The 22,748-nt window shown below is 33.2% G+C and carries 20 protein-coding genes; 5 read left to right on the top strand and 15 right to left on the bottom strand.

Annotation, left to right across the window (positions count from 1 at the left end; translation table 11 throughout):
• Window positions 1–24: 24 nt before the first annotated feature.
• The 8 genes from A3EE_RS0113630 to A3EE_RS0113590 form a co-directional block, all read right to left on the bottom strand.
• Complete coding sequence (locus A3EE_RS0113630; RefSeq protein ID WP_018344003.1) at window positions 25–1,251, bottom strand: efflux RND transporter periplasmic adaptor subunit; 1,227 nt, start codon at window positions 1,249–1,251, stop codon at window positions 25–27.
• A gap of 8 nt (window positions 1,252–1,259) precedes the next feature.
• Window positions 1,260–5,627: a CusA/CzcA family heavy metal efflux RND transporter gene (locus tag A3EE_RS0113625; protein ID WP_018344002.1), complete on the bottom strand. Its 4,368-nt coding sequence runs from the start codon at window positions 5,625–5,627 to the stop codon at window positions 1,260–1,262.
• A 234-nt stretch (window positions 5,628–5,861) separates the two neighbouring features.
• On the bottom strand, window positions 5,862–6,182 hold the full coding sequence (locus A3EE_RS22280) for a DUF6660 family protein (RefSeq protein WP_425386834.1): 321 nt from the start codon (window positions 6,180–6,182) through the stop codon (window positions 5,862–5,864).
• Window positions 6,183–6,358: 176 nt separating this feature from the next.
• The gene (locus A3EE_RS0113610) at window positions 6,359–6,571 is read right to left on the bottom strand and encodes a heavy metal-binding domain-containing protein (protein ID WP_169334025.1); all 213 of its coding nucleotides are present in this window, start codon (window positions 6,569–6,571) and stop codon (window positions 6,359–6,361) included.
• A 66-nt stretch (window positions 6,572–6,637) separates the two neighbouring features.
• On the bottom strand, window positions 6,638–6,991 hold the full coding sequence (locus tag A3EE_RS0113605; RefSeq protein WP_018343998.1) for a heavy-metal-associated domain-containing protein: 354 nt from the start codon (window positions 6,989–6,991) through the stop codon (window positions 6,638–6,640).
• Between the two features lie 152 nt (window positions 6,992–7,143).
• Entirely contained in the window at window positions 7,144–7,506 is a 363-nt protein-coding gene (locus tag A3EE_RS0113600; protein WP_018343997.1) for a hypothetical protein, read from the bottom strand.
• A 180-nt stretch (window positions 7,507–7,686) separates the two neighbouring features.
• On the bottom strand, window positions 7,687–8,079 hold the full coding sequence (locus A3EE_RS0113595; RefSeq protein ID WP_425386833.1) for an HYC_CC_PP family protein: 393 nt from the start codon (window positions 8,077–8,079) through the stop codon (window positions 7,687–7,689).
• A 115-nt stretch (window positions 8,080–8,194) separates the two neighbouring features.
• A complete protein-coding gene (locus A3EE_RS0113590; protein ID WP_018343995.1) occupies window positions 8,195–8,806 on the bottom strand; it encodes a class I SAM-dependent methyltransferase in 612 nt (203 codons plus the stop codon).
• A gap of 209 nt (window positions 8,807–9,015) precedes the next feature.
• Here A3EE_RS0113590 and A3EE_RS0113585 point away from each other — a divergent pair, with 209 nt between their 5' ends.
• On the top strand, window positions 9,016–10,185 hold the full coding sequence (locus A3EE_RS0113585; protein WP_018343994.1) for an IS4 family transposase: 1,170 nt from the start codon (window positions 9,016–9,018) through the stop codon (window positions 10,183–10,185).
• Between the two features lie 30 nt (window positions 10,186–10,215).
• Here A3EE_RS0113585 and A3EE_RS0113580 read toward each other — a convergent pair whose 3' ends face one another.
• The gene (locus tag A3EE_RS0113580) at window positions 10,216–11,466 is read right to left on the bottom strand and encodes an MFS transporter (RefSeq protein WP_018343993.1); all 1,251 of its coding nucleotides are present in this window, start codon (window positions 11,464–11,466) and stop codon (window positions 10,216–10,218) included.
• 985 nt (window positions 11,467–12,451) lie between these two features.
• Here A3EE_RS0113580 and A3EE_RS0113570 point away from each other — a divergent pair.
• The gene (locus tag A3EE_RS0113570) at window positions 12,452–13,477 is read left to right on the top strand and encodes a hypothetical protein (protein ID WP_018343991.1); all 1,026 of its coding nucleotides are present in this window, start codon (window positions 12,452–12,454) and stop codon (window positions 13,475–13,477) included.
• A 4-nt stretch (window positions 13,478–13,481) separates the two neighbouring features.
• Here the strand turns inward: A3EE_RS0113570 and A3EE_RS0113565 are convergent, their stop codons facing one another.
• Window positions 13,482–13,709, bottom strand: a complete 228-nt coding sequence (locus A3EE_RS0113565; RefSeq protein ID WP_018343990.1) for a hypothetical protein — start codon at window positions 13,707–13,709, stop codon at window positions 13,482–13,484.
• A gap of 423 nt (window positions 13,710–14,132) precedes the next feature.
• Between A3EE_RS0113565 and A3EE_RS0113560 the strand changes: the two genes are divergently transcribed.
• Genes A3EE_RS0113560 through A3EE_RS0113550 form a run of 3 tightly spaced genes read left to right on the top strand, consistent with a single transcriptional unit; the run spans window position 14,133 to window position 15,816 of the window.
• The gene (locus tag A3EE_RS0113560) at window positions 14,133–14,402 is read left to right on the top strand and encodes a helix-turn-helix domain-containing protein (RefSeq protein WP_018343989.1); all 270 of its coding nucleotides are present in this window, start codon (window positions 14,133–14,135) and stop codon (window positions 14,400–14,402) included.
• A gap of 30 nt (window positions 14,403–14,432) precedes the next feature.
• A complete protein-coding gene (locus tag A3EE_RS0113555; protein WP_026209775.1) occupies window positions 14,433–15,104 on the top strand; it encodes a hypothetical protein in 672 nt (223 codons plus the stop codon).
• A complete protein-coding gene (locus A3EE_RS0113550) occupies window positions 15,016–15,816 on the top strand; it encodes an AAA family ATPase (RefSeq protein WP_245553846.1) in 801 nt (266 codons plus the stop codon). Before A3EE_RS0113555 ends, A3EE_RS0113550 begins: the two co-directional genes overlap by 89 nt.
• A 697-nt stretch (window positions 15,817–16,513) precedes the next feature.
• Here A3EE_RS0113550 and A3EE_RS0113530 read toward each other — a convergent pair.
• From A3EE_RS0113530 to A3EE_RS0113510, 5 genes are all read right to left on the bottom strand, one after another.
• On the bottom strand, window positions 16,514–18,820 hold the full coding sequence (locus A3EE_RS0113530) for a multicopper oxidase domain-containing protein (protein ID WP_018343983.1): 2,307 nt from the start codon (window positions 18,818–18,820) through the stop codon (window positions 16,514–16,516).
• Window positions 18,821–18,946: 126 nt separating this feature from the next.
• The gene (locus A3EE_RS0113525) at window positions 18,947–19,528 is read right to left on the bottom strand and encodes a helix-turn-helix domain-containing protein (RefSeq protein ID WP_026209772.1); all 582 of its coding nucleotides are present in this window, start codon (window positions 19,526–19,528) and stop codon (window positions 18,947–18,949) included.
• A gap of 5 nt (window positions 19,529–19,533) precedes the next feature.
• Window positions 19,534–20,790 carry a hypothetical protein gene (locus A3EE_RS0113520; protein WP_018343981.1) on the bottom strand — a complete coding sequence of 419 codons (1,257 nt, stop codon included), beginning with the start codon at window positions 20,788–20,790 and terminating at the stop codon, window positions 19,534–19,536.
• Between the two features lie 28 nt (window positions 20,791–20,818).
• The gene (locus A3EE_RS0113515; protein ID WP_018343980.1) at window positions 20,819–21,262 is read right to left on the bottom strand and encodes a hypothetical protein; all 444 of its coding nucleotides are present in this window, start codon (window positions 21,260–21,262) and stop codon (window positions 20,819–20,821) included.
• Between the two features lie 271 nt (window positions 21,263–21,533).
• Window positions 21,534–22,745, bottom strand: a complete 1,212-nt coding sequence (locus A3EE_RS0113510) for an efflux RND transporter periplasmic adaptor subunit (RefSeq protein WP_083921274.1) — start codon at window positions 22,743–22,745, stop codon at window positions 21,534–21,536.
• Window positions 22,746–22,748 lie beyond the last annotated feature (3 nt).

The raw sequence follows: 22,748 nt of genomic DNA, 5'->3' as shown, positions 1-22,748 counted from the left end.
AGAATTTAATGTAAATGATTTTAATTAATGAGAGTGACCTTCTTCTTCGGAATTATTCATTTTTGCAAGCAAGTCGTACGCCCCCTTGATTACAACTTCAGCATGATCTATTTCAAAACCTTCAGGTAATAACACTTCCGTAAATCCATTTTCTGTTATACCCTTTGTAACTTCAATAGCTCTGAAAGCAAAGCCCTCTGCATGTGGAGCTTCTCCTTCAGCATGTTTTTCTTCCGTGTGTTCATGGCCATGTCCATCGTCTTTAATAAAGATGTAGCTTTTTCCGCCAGCGTTTACAATAGCTTGCTCAGGTAGGGCAGTTGTTTTATTGTTTTCGCCAACTTCAATAAGTGCTTTCAGATACATGTTGGGCATTAGATTTGGGTCTTCCTTGTCTATATGTGCATGCACACGTATGGTTCTTTCAGGTGAGATCTGATGATTAATTAAATAAATGGATGCAGTGCGTTCTTTGCCACTTTCATTAACAAGAACGAATCTAAGTTTTTGTCCAATCTTTAATTTTGAAATATCTTTTTCAAACACGGTTAGTTCTGCATGTAAATGTTCTGTATCAACAATTTCACAGATTACATCCTGTGGATTTACGAATCTTCCAATGTTTACATTCACAGTTGTTACATATCCGTTTATAGGCGAATAAATATTTACAATACTTCGAATAGTAGATTTAGTTAAAGTTGAAGGGTCAATATTTAAAACTTTCAATTTCTCTTCTAGTCCGCCAATAGTAGCTTGTAAACTATTATAGTCTGAACTTACCTGTTGAAATGTTTTAGCAGAAGCCACATTTTCTTTGGAAAGTTCTTCCTGCCTTTTGTATTCCAATTCCAGAAATTTCAATTTTTGAATGCTTTCCAAATACTGTGTTTGAATTTCAATGAAATCCGTATTCTGAAGCGTGGCAATAACTTGTCCTTTCTTAACCCTCATACCTTGCAACAAATCGGTAGATTTTATAAAACCTCCCATGAGTGCAGAAACGGAAACCATGTTTTGTGGAGGCGCATCAAGTACACCATTTACAGAAATGGTAGAACTAAGATTTTTCATTTCTATTTTGCCTAATTCAATACCCGCCCGTGTAAATTGTACTTGAGACAATTCAACACTGCCTTCTTCATCGTGATGTTCTTCATGTGCAGTAGCTTCGTTTTCCTTCGTACCGCAGGCAATAAGCATGCAGCATGCTGTAATAAATAGTATTGTTTTTAAAATGATTGCTTTCATGTCTTTAATTATTTATTTCCAATAAGAAATTCAATGTTGATGATAGATTGATTGTATTGATTCAGAATTGCTAAGTAATTGGTTTGAATACTTAACACTCTACTTAAGCCTTGAGAAAATTCTATGTAGCCGATATTGCCGCTTTGATAATTTCGTAACGCATTTTGAGAGATAATCTGAGCGGTTGGCAAAGCATTCTGTTCATAATATTCTAAACTGGTAGCGAATTTCTGATACTCTTGAAATGCTTGCGCATATTGTCCTTGCAGATTTTTTTGATACAGATCAAAATTAGCTTGTGCTACACTCTTGAATGTTTCAGTAGCTTTTATTCGTGCCAACTGAGGTTTTGCCCATAGTGGAAAAGATACGCCTACAGTTATTCCCTGAAAACGGGTAGAGCTATTGGAGATTTCTCTGAGATCCTGATAATTGACAGTTCCATAAAGGGATTGATTAAAATATCCGATTGTTAGATCAGGCATCAATTTTGACTTTTCAACGTTTTTGCCAGCTTCTGCAACCCTTATCTGTTGGTAGAAATAACGTAAAGCAGGATTGTCCGTTATTGAATTCGAATCTGCGGAAATCGTTAGTACTCTTTTCTCGAGTATATTTCCAGTCGATGTAACTACATCGTTGCTGTTTAACAATGTTTGTAGTTGATTTTGATAAATAAGAATGTCTGCATTGTTCTGAGCAATAAGCGTTCTTACTTCAAAAAGTTGACTTTCCGCTGTTGCTTTTTCCAATATATTGCTTTCACCTGTTTTCAAACGCAGATCGGCAGATTTAAGGAAGAGAACGAATATGCTGTCTTGTCTTTGTAAAAATGCCTGTTTTGCTTTTGCATATTGAAGTGAATAGTAAGCCGTTTTAACATTTAACAATAGCTGATTTTGAGTTACCTGTTGATTGTATTCAGCACTTTTGGTTGTGGCATTATAATACTGTGCCTGCCTCTGCATGGTAGTAGGAAATGGTATGGTTTGCGAAATCATAAAGTTATTATCGTTATAATAACTGTTGTATTGCCCATACATGAGTGTCGCACTTGTTTTTCCTATATCCGTTGCAGTACCTTTTAATGCCTTATTGTAATCAATGCCATATTGAGCAGCCTTCATACCATAACTGTTTTGTACCGCTGTATTCATTGCTTGTTCTAATGTTATCATTTGAGGGGCTTGTGCTTTAGAAGAAATAGCAGGACAAATGAGCACTAACAATGTAATTACAATCAATGCTTCTTTCGGCATTTTTAATTTGAAACCATTTTCAGAAAGAATGTATAATATTGGCAATACTAATAGTGTAAGTAGGGTAGCAGATAACAACCCCCCGATTACTACTGTTGCTAAAGGCTTCTGTACTTCAGCCCCCGAACCATGAGAGAGTGCCATAGGGAGAAATCCTAATGATGCTACAGTTGCTGTCATAAGTACAGGGCGAAGTCTTGTCTGTGTTCCTTTAAGGATGATATCTTTTAGATCTGTAAGCCCACTCTTTTTAAGTGTGTTAAATTCGCCTATCAAAACAATACCGTTTAACACTGCAACTCCAAACAAGGCAATAAATCCAACACCTGCTGAAATACTGAAAGGCATATCCCGCAGCCATAATGCAAAGACACCACCTATTGCAGAAAGGGGAATAGCAGTAAAAATTAATACGCTTTGCTTGAAGGAATTAAAGGTGAAGTAAAGCAATATAAATATGAGTGCCATTGCAATTGGTACGGCTACTGATAAACGTGTTTTTGCTTCCACTAAGTTTTTAAACTGTCCTCCGTAAGTAAGATAATAACCTGGTGCAAGTTTTAACTCTCCTTGCACTTTATCCTGAATTTCTTTAACGATGCTTTCTACATCACGTCCCCGCACATTAAATGCAACGGTAATCCTGCGCTTGGTATCGTCTCTTTGAATCTGATTTGGCCCGATTTTGAAATCAATTTCGGCAACCTGACTCAATGGGATCTGTTGACCGCTCGCTGTTGTTACAAATAAATTTTGTACATCTTCTAAACTTTGACGATTTTCCTTGTTCATCCGTATTACTAAATCAAATCTTTTTTCACCTTCGTAGATAAGTCCTGCTGTTTCACCTGCAAAAGCTGCACTTACAACTCGATTCATTTCTTGAATATTTAATCCAAACTGTGCTACTTTATCTCTGTCGAACTTTACAACGATTTGTGGTAAACCCGTTACTTCTTCGATATACAAATCTTTTGCTCCTTGAATCGGCTGAATAAGCTTACCAAGTTTATTTGCCTGATCCGTGAGTATATCCAAGTCTTCGCCATAAATTTTAATAGCTACATCTTGTTTTGCACCTGTCATAAGTTCATTGAAGCGCATTTGTATGGGTTGCTGAAAACCAAAATTCACACCTGCAATTTCTTCTAATGCTTCCTGCATTTTGTTTGCTAATTCTTCTCTATCAGATGCAGCAGTCCATTCACTTTTATCTTTTAAAATAACCATCAAATCGCATGCTTCTATCGGCATAGGATCTGTGGGGATTTCACCTGAGCCGATTTTACCTACAACTTCTTTTACTTCATTCGGGAATTTCTTTGTTAATATTTCACCTGCTTTAAAAGAAGCATCAACAGTCTCCATCAGTGAACTACCTGTAAGAACACGTGTTTCAACGGCGAAATCTCCTTCATCCAATGTTGGAATAAATTCACCGCCCATATTTATGAATATGAAAATGCTGACACAGAAAAATGCGATCGACGTTACGAGTACAACGAATTTTCTTCTAAGCGCAAAATGAATAGCAGGAGAATAAATCCTGTAAAAGAAATCCATAATCTTGTCTGAGATATTTCTTTTATGCATAGGTTTTTTACTTAAAAATAATGCAGAAACCATGGGTACATATGTAAGTGATAATATGAACGCTCCTAATATTGCAAATGCAACTGTTTGTGCCATTGGTTTGAACATTTTACCTTCAATACCAACAAGTGCAAGAATTGGAAGGTATACAATGAGAATAATGATTTCTCCGAACGCCGCAGAGTTTCTGATTTTAGAAGCGGATTCAAATACTTCTTCATCTAACTCATTTTGCGATAGCTTGTGTGTGTATCCTTTTCCTGCAATATGATGTAAGGTTGCCTCCACAATAATTACTGCCCCATCAACAATTAATCCGAAATCTATTGCTCCAAGTGACATAAGATTGCCTGACACTCCGAAAAGGTTCATCATAGACAATGCAAACAACATGGCTAAGGGTATTACCGATGCTACAACTAATCCTGCACGGAAATTTCCAAGGAACAATACAAGCACGAAAATGACAATAAGAGCTCCTTCAATAAGATTTTTAGATACCGTGTGAATGGCTCTGTTAACAAGATTTGTTCGGTCAAGAAATGCTTCAAGTTCGAGACCTTCAGGTAATGTTTTTCGTATTTGCTCTATACGATCCTTTACATTTTTTATTACCTCATTTGAGTTCTCTCCTTTAAGCATCATTACAATACCGCCAACTACTTCGCCGTTGTCATTCCGTGTCATAGCACCATAGCGTACAGCATGTCCATAATCTACTGTGGCTACATCTCTTATAAGAATAGGTGTTCCATTACTCGTGTTTTTAACAACAATCTTTTTTATATCCTCAATATTTGTTGCCAATCCTTCTGTTCGGATAAAGTAAGCATTCGGTCGTTTATCAATGTAAGCACCTCCTGCATTTTGATTGTTTGTTTCCAATGCTGAAAAAACTTCACCCATAGTGATGTTCATGCTTCGCAATTTGTCTGGATCAATACCTATTTCGTATTGTTTAACATATCCGCCCAAGCTGCTTACATCTGCTACACCCTTAGTGCCTAATAATTGTCTGCGTACAATCCAGTCTTGAATGGTGCGTAGCTCCATTGGTGTGTATTTGTTTTCATATCCTTTTTTAGGGTGGATGACATATTGATATATTTCACCTAAGCCCGAGCTTACAGGCCCCATGGATGGAACACCGAGACCTTTTGGGATTTGATCAGTAGCAGATTTAAGCCTTTCGGATACTTGCTGCCTTGCCCAGTAAATATCTGTTTCATCGTTAAACACGATGGTAACAACTGACAGTCCAAAACGGGATATAGAACGTACCTCTATTAAGCCAGGAATGTTGGCCATATTGACTTCTACAGGAAATGTAATAAGTCGTTCAACCTCTTGGGCAGCAAGTGAGGGACTTGTGGTAATAACCATTACCTGATTGTTTGTAATATCTGGTACGGCATCTATAGGGAGTTTGGTTGCTGACCAGCATCCCCATATAATCAGTGCGATTGTAAACACACCGATTATAAGTTTATTTTTTATTGAGAAATGAATGATTTTATCCAACATGAGATTTTATTTAAAATGTATATGGAAGAAAACACAAGTATGTAGAACTATTGCCAATAATAGAATTGAGCATAGTAATACAATAGTTATAACTTTAATTACCCTAAAAAAAGTTATAGGTTTATTCTTAGACTTTTTCTTAGTCATAGAAATTATTACACGAATAGTTACAAACGCATCTGTGTTTTAATACAAATGATTTGATGAATTTGAAATGTTAAATAGGGGAGATACTTAAATTTTAGGCGGTTGCCAGAAAGAATAGTAATAAGAGGAAATGAAATCTATATGGTAAAAAGAAACAAAAATAGGCGTGTTTACCTTTTCAATTTTTTCAATGTTTACTGTTTTAGATATAAACATAAAAACATAGTTGCCACAGCAGGAACAAACACAAAAGGGAGAACATAAATCACTTTCATCTTCGCTGTGATCGTGTTTTTCAACGTTATTTTGAGTATTGGATATTTCTTCTTTGCATGTTATAGCATCTGAGCATGGCATCATAGCCAATATCATTATATAAACGCTAAATATAGATATCCAGAATCTCACTGTACAAATATAGTATTTTATCAATCGGAGGCAAATTTGATTAACTAACTTGTTTAAAATAAAAATATATAAGGCTTTTACAGCCCTTGGAGTCTATAGTCTTTATGATTATTATAAGGATAAAGCTGTATACACTTATCATTAAACAAGTATATACAGCTTTATTAGTTGTTGATTTACATTTTCATTGAACTGTCGGCTTTAATAGCAGCTTCCTTTTTTACCAGATCCATGCCGCATTTAGGACAAGTGCCAGGCTTATCTGATAGAACTTCGGGATGCATTGGGCAAGTATACTGCACAGATGATTCTGTGTTCATATCCATGTTTTCAGGCGATTTTACTTTTGTGTCGTTACTTTGACAAGATGTAATTACGAATGATAACATGAAAATCGTAATTATTGGCAGATAAATCTTTTTCATAGTATATTATATAGTTTTCATAGTTAAGGATTAACTTTTTCGTTGGTATTGGCAACAGCCCATAAGACTTTTATACGAAGCATCGGTAGCCTTTACTTTATCGGTGTCATGTCCTGCATCAGCTACGATTTTATGAATAGCATCAAGACTTATCATTTTAGGATCATAGACTACTGTAAGCATTTTGCTTTTTGTATCCCATGTTGCTTTTTTAACATTCGGATTTTTTAATAGTGCTGTTTCAATCCGTTTCTTACACATATCGCAGTTTCCATATACTTTAAACGTAGATGTTTCATCTTGTATCGCTGCGGATACCTGCAATGCAAATAGTGATACAACCAAGGCAAAGACAATTGATAGAATTCCTTTTTTAGTTTTCATGTTGTTTATTAGTTAGTGGTGAATAGTTTAAATAAGCTACGAAAGGAAGATACTCCCAATGAGTACAAATTACCTCATATTTATATTGACAACCCTTTTATCTTTATTAGGCGCATTGCTTCCATTTTCGCAGCTTATTCAATTAGCAAGAATTATATTTTACAGCATTTAAGTGGTATTTCATGTGCACAGTACTCTAATGTGCAATGTTGGCTTACGATGTTGGAGTTTGGATGTTTATAATCTCCGATATGAGATATTGCGGCACATTTTTCATTATAAATAGAGCATACTTCTGACGAGCTTATTTGAGCTAAGTGTTTAATCGTATGACTTTGATTTTTATAACTTATCTGAGCGATTGCTTTTACATCAACATTATTTGTTTGAACAAACGATTGATTCTTTTTAGAAGATGCCTCAAATTGGTTCTTATAATTGCCACTTACCTGAGCCTGAAGATGGATTGTAAAGAACATGAATATAATTGCGGATATTAATTTTATAAGTTTCATAAATTTGATTTTTAAATAGTGGGATAAATGATATGATGCCTTTTTTCGATTCACACCCTTGGCATTATAACAAAAACTATATTGTTATATGCGTTCGATTTAAAGGGGGAAATGAAAGGAAATAAAGAAGTGTGTAAGTTGAATACAAAAGTATTCCAACATACATTTACAATTGAAAAATCAGATAATAAGGGAGCGTATTTGAATGTATAAGGGCGTTTTGGGAGGCCCTGTTTCAAACACATAAAATTGACCATCATGTATGTTTACATCAGCATGGCCAACTACATGAATGCTATATAAAGGTGTTATTTCGGAACATGCTGAAAAATCGGGTATGCAAATCGTTGTTTGCGAAGATACCTGATCATCACCTATAGAAAAATATACCGTAGAATTCTGACAACAGTTTTTAGATACAATTATTTCACCACAGCTATCACATTTTTTAGCTGATGTGTCAAATAAGGATACGGATTCGACTTTGCCCATGCAATAATATGTATTTACCACCAGCCCTATATTAAAGGTGATGTAAAGGAACAAAAGCGATATGCAGAGAAGTCTTTTCATTGTATATACAAACTAACGTATTAGAAGGGAATTAGTTATTATAAAATGATTGCAAAGAATTATAAAATTTTGGGAAGCATTGAAATTAGAGTCACGCATTAGTACCAGATTTATATTAATTGCTTTTAAATGCACAAAACGTGAAGTTCTGTATCGTATTGAATGGTGTTACATGGTTTTCCTGAATACAGTTTAATTTCTTGAATCCATTTGCAAAAGATGTTTCCAATTCTTGTTCAGAATATTGTTTAATATCTAATCCGCTGCATTTGAGAGGGCCGTTCTCTGAGAATGTTCCGATGGTTATGTATCCATTGATGGCTTGTCTGGCAACTTCCAAATACGATTTTATTTGATTAGCTGTAGTAAGGAAATGAAAGGTTGCCCGATCATGCCATACGTTGTATTGTCTTTCAGGCTTGAACGCTGTAATGTCAGAAACAATCCATTGTACTTGTATAGCTTTATCACCTAGTCTTGCTTTTGCACGTTCAAGGGCTTTCACAGAAATGTCTAAGACGGTGATATCTGTATAGCCTTCTTCTAATAAAAAATCAACAAGTTTAGAATCACCACCACCAATATCAATAATGGACGCTGATTTGGGCAACTGAAAGTTTTTAATAAAATCCAATGAAGTTTTAGGTACTTCTTGTGTCCAACTAACTTCCTGAGCGCCTTTTGTGGAATATACATGATCCCAATGTGATTTTTCTTCTGTGTTCATCGAATGACTTTAATTTTAATAGCTAATCCATTATTGGTATAAATGGTTCCTCAAATTATATAAATATCTACACCACTAGCGTTTTGATGTTAGCAATATAATAATTCTGCATTCTATATTTTACAAGGCCTCCAAGAATATTATTACCTAACACGATTTGAAAATTTAAAGACTTTAATTCTATTTAACTTATTATAAACAAATAAGTTATGAATTCAGGTCAATATGCTTTTTCTCAATTAATTGCGTTATTATCTACAACCAGCTTTCGTACCTGTGTAAATAGATATAATGGAAATTATAAAGTAAAAGAATTTACTTGTTGGAAACAGTTTTTATGCATGATTTTCGGTCAGATTACACAAAGAGAAAGTTTAAGTGATACGATAATTTGTTTAGGTGCCAATGAAGATAAATTATATCATCTTGGCATAGGTAAATTGATTTCTAAGAGTACTCTTTCCAAAGCAAATGAAAATCGAGATTGGAGAATATTTGCTGACTACGCTATGGTATTGATTCGTCAAGCTAAAGAACTTTATGTCAATGATAATTTTTCCGACCTTACTTTAACAAATAATATATTTGCCATTGATGCAACTACAATTGATTTATGTTTAAATACTTTTTGTTGGGCAACATTTAAACAAACAAAAGCTGCAATAAAAGTTCATGTTCAACTCGACATTAAAACTTCAATTCCTGAATTTATTCATATTACTAATGCAAGTATTCATGAAGTAAATATTCTAGACAAAATTGTTTTCGCTAAAGACAATATCTATTTATTAGATCGTGGATATCTTGATTTTAAACGATTATATAAAATACACCTTAGCGATGCTTTTTTTGTCATTCGGAGTAAAGACAATTGTAATTTCAATAGAATTTATTCTAATGAATGTGACAAATCGAAAGGAATTATGTGCGATCAAATCATACGACTTTCAAGTCACTACCCATTAAAATATTATCCAATTAAATTAAGTCGAATAAAATATATTGATCCAGAGAGCTCTAAGACACTGATATTTCTTACCAATAACTTAGAAGTTAAAGCAACAGAGATTGCTTTGTTATACAAGAATAGATGGAAGGTAGAATTATTTTTTAAATGGATTAAACAACATCTAAAAATAAAATCCTTTTGGGGTCAAAGCGAAAATGCAGTTAAAACTCAAGTATGGATTGCTATAGCCACTTATGTATTAGTTGCAATAGCAAAGAAGAAATTTTGCATTCAAAATAGCCTTTACGAAATTCTACAAATATTAAGTATGAGCATATTTGAGAAAAAGCCTATCAATGCTATGTTTGAGAAGTATGAAATACAGAAAAACAACATGGATTTAGATAATCAATTGAGTATCTTTGAGTAATATCAAAACGCTAGTGTATCTACACAAATATTAACTCATAGAATTAGTAAACCATTTTTTAAAAGAATAAATCACTACTATAATTAATAACAAAGCTAAGGATAATATACCTGCATAGAGAAAATCTTCATGCGGAAATATATTTCCCAATAATCCAGCAATAGGGTAGGCGATTGCCCACCATAGATGAGAAAATGCAAAATGTGCACCATATACCTTTCCTTGTTGCTGCTCTTCAATATTTTCGCCAATTAATGTTTCGGAAGGCATTTCTGCAAGACTTTGTCCCAGTCCTGCAATCAGCCATAGAAATAATAAAATATAATAATCTACATAATTAGCAGCAATGATAGAAAACCCTAATACTAACACTCCGATTATTAAAGACTTTGTACGCCCTTTAGATTTGTCAATATTGCCCGCAACAAAAGCTGCTATAGCAGCACCTACTCCGAAGGCTGCCATAACCCAACCATAATAATTGTCTGTTAAATGAAAGTCATTTTTTATATGGCCTATTGTATTGACTAGAATCTCAGCTCCTGCTATAGCTGAAATGAATTCAATGATGAGTGCAAAGCGGATTAATTTATTAGAAAATAAAAGTTGAGTACCTTTAAAAACGTCACTCCATATGGAATGTGTTTGTTCATTTACTGTAACATCTTTGGTTTTGTTAAGTGAATCAGCAGGAAGCTTTAGAATAAGAATGCCTGCTATGATAAAGGATGCAGCATCTAAAAAGAATATATATCTTGCACCTAACCATACACTGACAATTCCAGCCAAACCTGGCCCCAATACACCTAAGAGCTGAAAGGTTGCTGTAGAAAGGCCGATAGCTTGCCTGTAATTCTCTTTATCTATTATATGCGGAATAATGGACTTATAGGTTGGAGTAAAGAAAGCATTGAATATGTTCAATAAAAATACTAATACATAAATTTGCCATTCAGCATCAACAAAAGGGAAGAAGCACACAATACCCATTCGGATAAAATGAGTAATATATAAAATCTTTTTTCGATCAATTTTATCTGCTACTACTCCTGCAAATGGAGCGAATAAAATAAAGGCAGAAACTCGTAACGTTAAAGCAATAGAAAGTATAACAGCCGATTTTTCTATGCCAAATTGATATGACAGCAAAGCTAGGCCTACCCATGTAAAAGCATCTCCTAAAAGGCTGATTGTTTCAGCGAAATATAAGGTTGCAAAGGTCTTATTGTGAAGAGATGCGAAGGAACTTATAAAAACTTTTCTTGCTTTCTTGGGAAACATTTAAAACTCTAATTAAAATGACTGAGTGCATAGATAGATAAAAAAATGTTAACAATTGAAATTCCTTTAACAGAATTTTAAATTTAAACCATTGAATTGTTGTAAGGATTAAATTAAGTCTTGATAAACTATCCCAAGTATATATATTCTTATAATTATTTAATCATCAGATTTCGGGAAAGAGAAGCTATGCACCCAATGGATGACCGTTATTCAAACTACGGTAAACAGCTTGGAAAGCCTAAGGGACATCGTATTCAACATATATTTAATAATGAAGAATTATTACCATGGAGGGTGTGCCGGTATCGTCCTACTTGGAGCACTTATGTCAGTATTGGTAAAATCAATGTTAAAAGTAATCAAGTCCTGATAGGGTTGGTGATGCGCACAGTAGTTGTTTACATTTCGGTCAAAAAAGTATAACAGTATATTCATAGGTATCAATACAAATTTCAAATAATTGATTATATAAAAGATTAACACACATAAGTTCTATCGGTTTTTAAATGTTATTGTTTTAGACTTTGTCAAATCAGTAATCAGATTAATAAAGAAGCTACAGGAAGTATAAAGATATAATCATCAGTACTATTATATTAAGTCTTTAAAGTATTTAGATTACGTATTTTTACGGATATAGTAGTATTTGATTTTTAATTAATTTTCGGATTAGATAATCAAAAAAAGAACTTGAATAATAACTATTTAAAGTTCTTTTTTTGATACATTACGTATGATGAATTCAATTTTAACCTTGTGATCAAAAGCTCAATTAAGCTATAAAGAATAGTGATATTTATTAAAATATTTTTGAATGATAAAAAAATAATACGATGATCCCATACGTTAACAATACAAACTATTTTACATGATTTGAGTTACTTTTTATTGTTTTTTTTGATAAAGGGTTAATGAAGTGACTTTTAGAATGAGGTAGAAATACAACCAGGCTATTTAAATATATTTTTAATTGAAATACAATTTGGAATTTTTCGACAACCTAATCGAGAATAATAGTGACGAAATCAAAGACGAAGTAAATACTATTATTGAGGAGATTAGAGAAACAGCTTTTAAACTACGAACAGAAGAAGAGATTAAGCTGTATATTCAGAATCATCAGTTCGCACTTATTGAATATAAAAAAAATGATTCAATATGTAAAGAATGCGATAAGGTTCTATATTTTTTAGAAACCAATTTTCAAAGGTTTACGAATGAAATGCTTGTTATTTCTGACCTTGGAAAACATAGTCTATTTAATCAATTTGCTGATTTTATAGAAGAAATAAAACATGCAATAAAAACGAATTTTAATGAACGGTTGTTTAAACATATAGCACCATTAATTGAACCAGAGAAATGCAAATACTGCACAATTCATTTTGTAAGTTATGTTTCCCAGTTCTGGAAAAACTGGCTAAGCGATTGTTCTTTATCAATTAATTCTCTAAAAGAAGATGTAGTAATAAGTTTTCTTATTTCACAAAATTTCAATTCGCCAACTTTTTTCAAATATATTGTAAGCGAAATAATAGGAGAGTTGCATCAGGAAGATAATCCATACGTCCAAGAGCAGGTATTATTAAGTTATACCAAACGTTTTAGTTCCATTCCAATAAAAATCGGTAATCCGTTTAGTCCAGAATATCCTAATATAAAACCAATATTGGATGAATGGATCAATATAGAAATTAAGCAATGCCGTAAAAAGCAAAAGAAATACAATCCCGAACAACAATCCATTCTTTCAAAAGGAGTGCACAAAATAGAAACATCCATGTCGGTTGCTCAAACCGCTTACCTATTTAAGTTATTGAACAAATCAGGAATTGTCACGAACAAAGTACAGATGGATATTCTCCATGTATTGAGTGAAAAATTTTGTTCAAAAAAGACAGATCAGATATCTTTTGACAGCCTTCATAACAAATATTATAATGTTGAAGATAGGACCAAGGAATCAGTGAGGGAACTTTTAGAGAATGTTATTAAAAGTATTGAATAAGTTGTTATTCTAATTTATTCCAATCCTTCATCAATCCATGCTCTTCAAGCAAGCATGTAAGCTCGTAGTATAGCTTTGCATTAAACCATTTCATCTCCAATAACTCTTTGGGTGGAATCTGTAATAATTTTTCAAGAATAGGGATATTGTGAAACGTAAAAAAGCGTTTCATACCGCTACTTATCGGTAATTCTTTATAGGGTATGTGTAAGATTTCAGTCGGTACGTCCATTGTAAATAATTTAACGGTTTGCGTCCCGGCATTGTTTTAAAAAAAATAGCGCGGGACATCGATACATTCCGTCTTAGAGGTACGACCAAGCACCCGCATCACAAGAACAACCAATGCCCACGCATAGCGTGAGCTTCAGTCTAATTCTCCTGTGATGCTTATTAAAATTGGTCGTTTTCTAAGTACAGTTAATTAGCTTATAGCCAACAATATTTATATATCTCTTTTTTCTTTAATTCATTCCATTAATTTTAATTATATACAAATATCCATTTTTTTTACCTCAAATAAAATAATTGCAAAAATGTTTACATGTATCTGCCTGTAAATCAATCAAGATTGCAAAGGGTTGTAGAACCCCTGTAACTGTTTTACTTGAGTATTTTTATCTCTTTTTGAGCCATACATTTTAAACATACAAATATGGCAGTAGAAATTATTACTAAAGAAGATCTTAAAAACTTCAAAACCGAACTTTTAAATGAATTAAAAGAACTTTTTTCCATCACATCCAACCAACAGAAACCCTGGTTAAAATCTCAGGAAGTGCGAAAGCTCTTAGCAATCTCACCCGGCACGCTCCAACACCTAAGAATTATCGGTACGCTTCCTTATACCAAAATTGGAGGCACGCTTTATTATAAACATGAAGATGTAATCCAAATGCTGGAGAAAAATAAGAAGCGTAAGTAGTAGAGCCAAATCATATTGAAAGATATGGCAATGAACTACATCAAGCACCTTAACAGAATCATGGAATTGTTTTATGAAGACAACAGGTTGTTGTCTTCTCACATAAGCATGTATATGGCCTTATTTCAGGTGTGGAATGCAAACCGTTTTTTGAATCCAACTTCCATAAACAGGACAGAGATTATGAAAGCGGCCAAGATCAATTCATTTTCTACCTATACTAAATGTCTTCGGGAATTGCATGAATGGCAGTATTTGGAGTACATACCTTCTCATAATCCTATGCATGGAACACGCATCAACTTTTACAATTTCTGTACAACTGATTGTACAACTAAGTGTACAGCTACTCGTACAGAAATTGTAAAACCAACTGTAAAACTACCTTATATAAACAATTCAAATAAAAATAAAGAGAGTGAAACAGTGCACCCACCAACCCTTGAAGAAGTTTTTATTTTTTTTAAAGAAAAAGAATTTCCGGAACTGGAAGCCGAAAAGTTTTACAACTATTTCCAATCCAACGGATGGAAAGTAGGAGGTAAAGCACCAATGAAAGACTGGCAGGCTGCAGCCCGCAACTGGATGTTAAACACCGCCAAATTCAATTCACATGACAGAACCAAGCAATCAAGTCAGCAACAGCTCAAAGCAGGAAACCTCCATACCGGAAATGATAAAGACTATTCAGAGCCTCTGTAACAGCAAAAGCATAGAAGAAATGGTTCCAAAAGAAAAGGACCTAAAAGCAAAAGCCATCAGTCCTTCAATCGAAAAAGGCAAGAAGCAGGCGAAGGGATATGACTTTGAGGAATGTATTACGTTCTTGAATAAAAAAGGCAAGGAGCAATTCGGAGAAAACTTTGCAATCAATCCCGCTGACTATGAAATTATTTTCAAACTGCTTGTTTATGCAATTAAAGACAGTGCTAACGCAGCAAGGTTTAATATAAGCCTAAGCAAAGGGATTCTGTTATCAGGTCCTGTAGGTTGCGGAAAAACAGCTTTAATGACCTTATTAAATAATTTCATCAATCAGTCCAATAGGCATGTGATGAGATCGTGTAGAGAAGTAAGCTTTGAGTTTATTCAGGACGGATATGAAACCATTCACAAATACAGTAAAAATGCCTTCAGTCGTAAAGGCGAGAATACCTGGCCACGCACATACTGCTTTGATGATCTTGGTACAGAAAACAACCTCAAATACTATGGCAATGAATGCAACGTCATGGCAGAGATTCTTTTAAGCCGTTACGATCTCTTTGTACAAAAGAAAATGATTACTCATATCACAACTAATCTTTCTGCTTCAGAAATAGAAAGTATGTATGGCAGCAGAGTAAGGAGCAGAATGAGGGAGATGTTTAATTTAATCTCATTCTCTATGGACTGTAAGGATAAAAGGAAATAGTATTTATTTCAATCCATATCGCAGCTACAATGGGATTTTTAAAAGCATTAAATCTAAAAGACAAAAATCAACATTTGATTGGAAAGTTTATCGAGGACAATGAAATGACAGCTTTAGCATATTGTGTCTAGGTGTGTTTTGATTGGTCGTAGCAAATGGATTGCGCATATCCTCGAATGTCTGAGAAAATAACCTGATAATGTGCTTCAAGTAATTCAGCAAAAAAGGACATAATGCTTTGTCGATCAGGACCACCTCTAATGGATCATCACTAAAGGTGGCCTGACCTTAAAGTACTTGCATATAATGGTGTCATATCGTCTCCGAAGTACATAAGCTTTTTATTTTTAAGCAATGTATTTGGTGTAATTATTTGTAAGTCATAAAGCATCTCCTTTAAAGCCTACTTTATTTAGCGCAATCTTAATTTCTTCACTAGTCAGAATTGAAGTATTGAAGGTTAAAACTTTATTCGGATCATTAGTATCTACATCCCATTTATCTATTCCTTCTAATGCATTTAAGATTGGAGTCACTTGGGCTACACAGCCACCGCAATTAATATTGGTTTTGAATTGAAGAGTTTTTATATTGCTTTGACAGTTAATTTCTTAATAAAGATACAACTTGACAGATCAGAATATCTTATAAAACTGAAATTAAGGTTTATAGAATCATTGAACATAGAAACGAGTAATTAATATCGAATAGATAAACCGCCACCACCGCCAAATCGGTTGTCATAACTCGCCATTAGAGAAATATTTCTAGATACAAAATATTTTAAACCAACAGACCAAGTAGTTTGAGAGGAATAGTTTTTTCCTGCATTGGTATTTATATCTTCTTTATTTAACAGTCCAACGTCAACTTGATATTCATATTTCCCATAAAGCATGGTTCTTGGGAAAATCATAAGATACCTGCTTAAGCTAATTTGCGGTCTAAGTTTACTATCGATGCGTACATCTAGATTAAACATATAGGGTGTAAAAAATCGTATCCCTGCAATCGCAGTTGTGGAGGCGCTTTCGATATTTTTAGGATATTTATTTTCAATATTTACCCCTGCAAACACTCTGAAGTAATCATACAAGTAACGCTCATAAGTTAATTCTGTTTCAAAATTTTTATTCCAACCATATTCTCCCTCAAATGTTAATTGGTTTCTGAGATTAGATACTACAAGATTTGTACCTGTCATATGCGAAGCAACATCTGTCATGCCCCAGAAATATAATTTATTTCCTTCTTTCATTAATTTTCTTAATGGATAACCATTCATTCTTGGATCGCGTGGCGTATCATAACTAAATACTCTCGCCATACCGGTAGACAAGTGATACAACACATGGCAATGAAAAAACCAATCTCCGTATTCATCTGGGTTCAATTCAATTGTTATTTTTTGCATCGGCGGAATATTTACCGTATGCTTTAACGGTGAGTATGCACCGTTGTTATTAATGACTCTGAAGAAATGACCATGGAAATGCATTGGGTGATGCATCATGGTTAAATTATTAATCGTTATTCGAACAACTTTTCCTTGTTCAATTTTAATTTTATCAGATTCCGATAAGGGTACACCATTTATACTCCAGATATAACGAGACATGTTACCTGTTAAATTTAATATCATTTCTTCAACAGGTTTTTCACTCGTATAAGAAGTTTTTACAGGAGATTTTAAATAATCATAATTGTATTCCGCAAACATGTTCATGCCCTTCATTGGCATTTTCTTTTTCATTTTTGTGGTATCATCCATTTTCATATCCATGTCACCCATATGTTTCATAGATGTTGTATCCATCATTTTTTTATCCATATCAGCATGACCCATGTCTGTTTTCATTTTCATACCCCAATTATGCATGATTTTTTTTGCGTTTTCATTTGCTGGATTTAATTTAATGGACGGTGCGCCCATGCGCATTTTCATTTCACCCATTTTTTTCATCATTCCAATTTTATCTGGCTTAGGCACAACAGCTGCTGCTAGTATTTTACCTGTACCTAAAAATGTAGAAGTCGTACCAGAGCCATCTTGGGCCATGGCGCGTATTTCAATTTTTCCTGAGGCAGGAATATCAACTATAAAGTCATACGTTTCTGCAATGGCAATAAATGTTTTATTGTGTTTTACAGGCACCACATCCATACCATCTGCTGAAATTAATATGGGATCATTTCCTCCAAACGTCAGCCAATATTGAGAAGAAGCAGAAGCATTTATTATGCGAACACGTATTTTATCTCCTGGAATAAATTCTGGATATTCATGACTTTTCAAACCATTTGATAAAAAAGCATTATAATATACATCTGCAATATCAGCGCTCTCCATACGTTGTCTCCAGAATTTTAATTGTGCTCCTAATGCACCTTGCTTGATAACTCGGTTTAATGGAGCAATGGTTTGTTTTTTTATATTATACCATTCATTGCCTCGCTTTAAATTTTTTAAAACGTATTTTGGCTCTTGATTCGTCCAATCGGAAAGCACCAACACAAGCTCTTTATTGTACTGGTGCGTTTTTTCTTTAGGCTCAATTACGAAAGATCCATATACACCACTTTGTTCTTGTAAAGCTGTATGCGAGTGATACCAGTATGTGCCATTTTGTCTGATGGGGAATTTATAAGTAAATGTTTCTCCTGCTTTAATTGGTGGTGTAGTAAGGTAAGGGACACCATCATAAAAATTTGGAATCAAGATTCCGTGCCAGTGTATGGAAGTTTCTACATCCATTTCATTGATAACATGAATCACTGCAGAGTCTCCTTCTGTAAATCGAAGGGTAGGTCCTGGAATGCCTCCATTTATGGTCATCGCAGGCATATCTTTTCCAGCTAAATTAACCATTTCATTTTTTATGGTAAGCGTATATTCTTTTATTGAACGTGATTCATTTTGCGCGTAAGAAAATTGCGGCGTTAATGTTATCGAAAATAGGCAAAAAAAATTACCTATTAAAAATATATTTTTAATCGAAATCATAATTATAAGTATTAAATGTTATTCAATAAATTATTTTAGAAGATTAAGTTACAAATCAACTCTCTTCTTAAATTTACAATTGAATAAAAAAAATGCATTATATAATATAAATTAAATGTTACATAATTATGGAATGAGATTATCTAATGATTTTCTTCCATGAAAGGTTAATAGTTTGAAATGTGAAGGCGTCGTTCCTGTAATGCTTTTAAATTGAGTAGATAAAGCCGCAAGGCTACTATAATTCAATTTGTCTGCGATTTCCGAAAGTGTTAATTCATCATAAGATAAAAGTTCTTTTACGTATTCTATTTTTTGCAGTATCACATATTTTTCAATCGTTACTCTTTCATTAGCTGTAAACAAAGAACTAATGTAAGAATAATCGTATCCTATTTCTTTAGATAAAAAACTAGACAATTTTGTTGAATGGTTAAAGTTAGGATTTTTTACAAGCTGAATGATATGTGTCTTTAAAGCTTCTACGATTTTGCCTTTTTTATCTTCTAATAATTCAAAGCCGTGACTTTTTAATTTTTCTTTTAATGTATAAACTTGATTGTTAGAAAAAAAATTATTTAAAATTACTTCGCCTAATTTAACTTTTTCAAATGAAAAATTTAGTTCATGCAAAATATCCTCGACTACACTAATGCACCGGGGGCAAACCATATTTTTGATATGTAATACATTATTATCAAAGTTCATATTATCTAAACGGTTATAGTTTTGGAGATTTTATTGAGTATTTGCTTACTGTCTCCAAATTTACAAAGTGCCTCACAATGGTTTCTTAAATCTGAGAAAAGGATATAATACACTGGTATATTATTAGATTTGATGGAAGGTCTATTTAATTGCATCAGTACTTCCTTTTCTCTTGAATCAGGAGAAATAAGATATAATGTCAAATCATTATTTATTATTGAACATGATAGGTCACACAATCTTAATATCCCTGAATAAATAGAGGTGCTTTTTTCAACTTCAAAAGCACAAACAATTTTATTTGTACCTTTTTCAAACCAAACTATATCAATAAGCTTAATAGTATTGTATATATCTTTTTCAACATTTATATCAGGAAAAGAATCTAAGCTTATAAAAGAAAAATTCTTTCCATCATGACATCTTCCTCTATCATTGGATGCACTGATTACATCGTATCCTAAGGCAACACCAATTTTTAAAAGATGATATTGCATTTCTGTATGAAAGTTTTCTTCTTTTTCTTCCTCAAGAATAGTAGAATGACGTTTTCTAATTTGTCTCTTAACCTTTTCTTTCTCTTCTAAAGAAATAATCTGCTGTTCGTTTATAATTATATTTTTTGATCCTATTTCAAACAGCATTCCGGCTATTGCACCAAGATCATTTGACAACATTGATTTATTTGCTTCATTTGTTTTTAAAATGTGTACACGCATTGCTAAATATTCCGACCATGATCCTAATTTTTTATTGTCCTGAAACAAATAATTAAATCCTTTAACAATTGCTGTGTTAAAGGGAGGGATAATAGTTGGATGTAGAAAGTATATTATATTCGCTACTGCTGGCCCTAATCCTTTTATTTTAAGTTGATCTAATTTTATAATTTCGTTAAGGATTTGGTCTTCTGTAGTAGCTAATAAACAATTTTCCAGAAATTGTCCGAAAAAAGTTTTATTTATTTCATTTTCATAAATATCTGGAATACGTAACTTGGGTTTCCAATAGAAGGGGTGTGCCGCACCTTCAAATATTTGTTTTTGTTCGGTGATACATGTCAAAATAAATTCCAACGGAGATCCTTTAAAATCATTGCCAAATCTATTTTCTTTAATTGCTTGTACTACCTGTATTACACCTCTTCTGATAGATCTAAAAGCTTTTAACCGTTCATCGTTATTAATAAACCATGTATTGTATACAGATTCATTATCTGCCTTATATTCTTTAAGTATATTTTCTAGATTAGTCTGTATCATTACTAATTATATTTGACTCATTATTAATTTAATGAGTATGCCCTTGATGAGAAGGGGACGGTTGTGTATAGGATGGCTTGGAAGATTTGTATTGATTTTTTTCAATATCTATAATGTCTGAACGTTTGAATTTTACTAAATATTTGTTGTCGTTGATAATAATCAATAATTCTCCTGATTTGAAGTATGACTTTTTCATGGAAATAGAGAAGGATGTTACATTTTTTAAATCGAATGATTCCTTTGTTTCCTGTTGATCGTATTTTAAATCGACTTCACCTTTTAAGGTTTTTATATCAATAGAATCTGATAGGGCAGAGGTTACGTAAAAGTTTAGTATTCCATCGCCTTTAAGTAATTCCACATAATAATCACCAGCCTTTTTTACAGTACCTTTGTGTATAGAATTTTGACTATAGCTGTAATTTATGTTTATAGTAAAAAAAACAATAAAGAAAATATTTTTAATCATAATTGTGCTCAGCAATAATTTAATTTTTCTAGTGCAAATGGAATACGTATTCTTATAGTTCTAATCAGAAAGAAGTTTTTATTAAACCAGCTTGTTAAGCGCTATAATTTATAGCCTTAATAAATTTTTTACGGTTAGTACTTTATTAATTATACATACTATTTCAATATACTTTTTATATTGTGTTTCTACAAATATTATAATTTAAGCGTATATCGATAAGTGGTTGATCGATCCGCCGCGGAGGAGACACAGCGGCAAAAATCGTTTCTTACATTTTACTCATATCATGACCTGCCATTGGATTTACACCTTTTTTAAAGATGAATTCACTCTGAAGTAAATACGCACCGGATACTACAACTTCATCACCTGCTTTTAATCCATGTAATACTTCTGTAGAATTGCTATTGGTTGCTCCAACTTGTACCATTTTAGATTCATAAGAACCATCGGTATTTTTAATCCATACTGTATTTTCATTTGCACCATTTAATACTGCATTTGAAGGAACAAGAATTGCTTTACTGCTTTCTTTTTGAAAGATAATGTTTGCTTGCATCCCTGGTTGTATATTGGATGAAGGATTTTCAAAAGCAATTCGAACAACTGTTACCGTAGAAGAAGGGGATACCTGTGGAAGAATTTCGATGATACGACCACTACTTTTTCCTTTCGCTTTTCCATCAAATTGCAGTTGAACTATTTTACCAATGGCATCATGTGTATTCATTTCATTTGCATAAAATTCCGCATCTATCCACAAGGTAGTATAATCAACCAACTCAAATATATTATCACCTTCCATTACAGTTCCACCTTCCGAGATATTTATTTTTTTAATCACGCCAGAGGCAGTACTAACAATTGGATACGGTATTAGAGGTTTCGATCGAACTTTTAATTGTTCAATTTGATGATTTGTAAGTCCCCAAAGTGAAAGTTTTGTTTGTGCGTTTTGATAAATACGTTTTAGCAATTCATCGTTTGGATTCTGCTCCAGCAATTTCCAGTTTGTAATAAATTCACTTTGTGTTGCAGTCAACATTTCAGAATACATTTCATATAGTATTTGACCTTTCATAACCGATACACCTGTTGTTTTAATAAACAGTTTTTCAACTCTGCCATCTAGACGCGCATTTACATACTGAATCGAACGTTCATTTTCTTTAACAACACCTGTAGCATAAATTTGGTTTTCTATGTTGTCAAAACCAATAACATTGGTTTGAATATTTGCTAATGCAATTTGTTCTGTACTTAATTTGATGGTGTTGCCTTGCAACTGTTCTGAAGAAATGGGTGTTAAATCCATGAAGCAAATGGGGCACTTACCTGGCTTGGTTTCCATAATTTGTGGATGCATGGAACAGGTATAATACGTTGTTACATCGTGCTCGTGGGACATGCCTTTTTCCTCTTGATTTGTACAAGAGAAAAATAGGAGCAATGGAATAAATAGAGTGATTAGATATTTCATAAT

The organism is Cytophaga aurantiaca DSM 3654, from assembly GCF_000379725.1.
GTDB lineage: Bacteria > Bacteroidota > Bacteroidia > Cytophagales > Cytophagaceae > Cytophaga > Cytophaga aurantiaca.
Note: the sequence above shows the minus strand (reverse complement) of the source record. Positions and strands in the feature narration are given on the sequence as shown.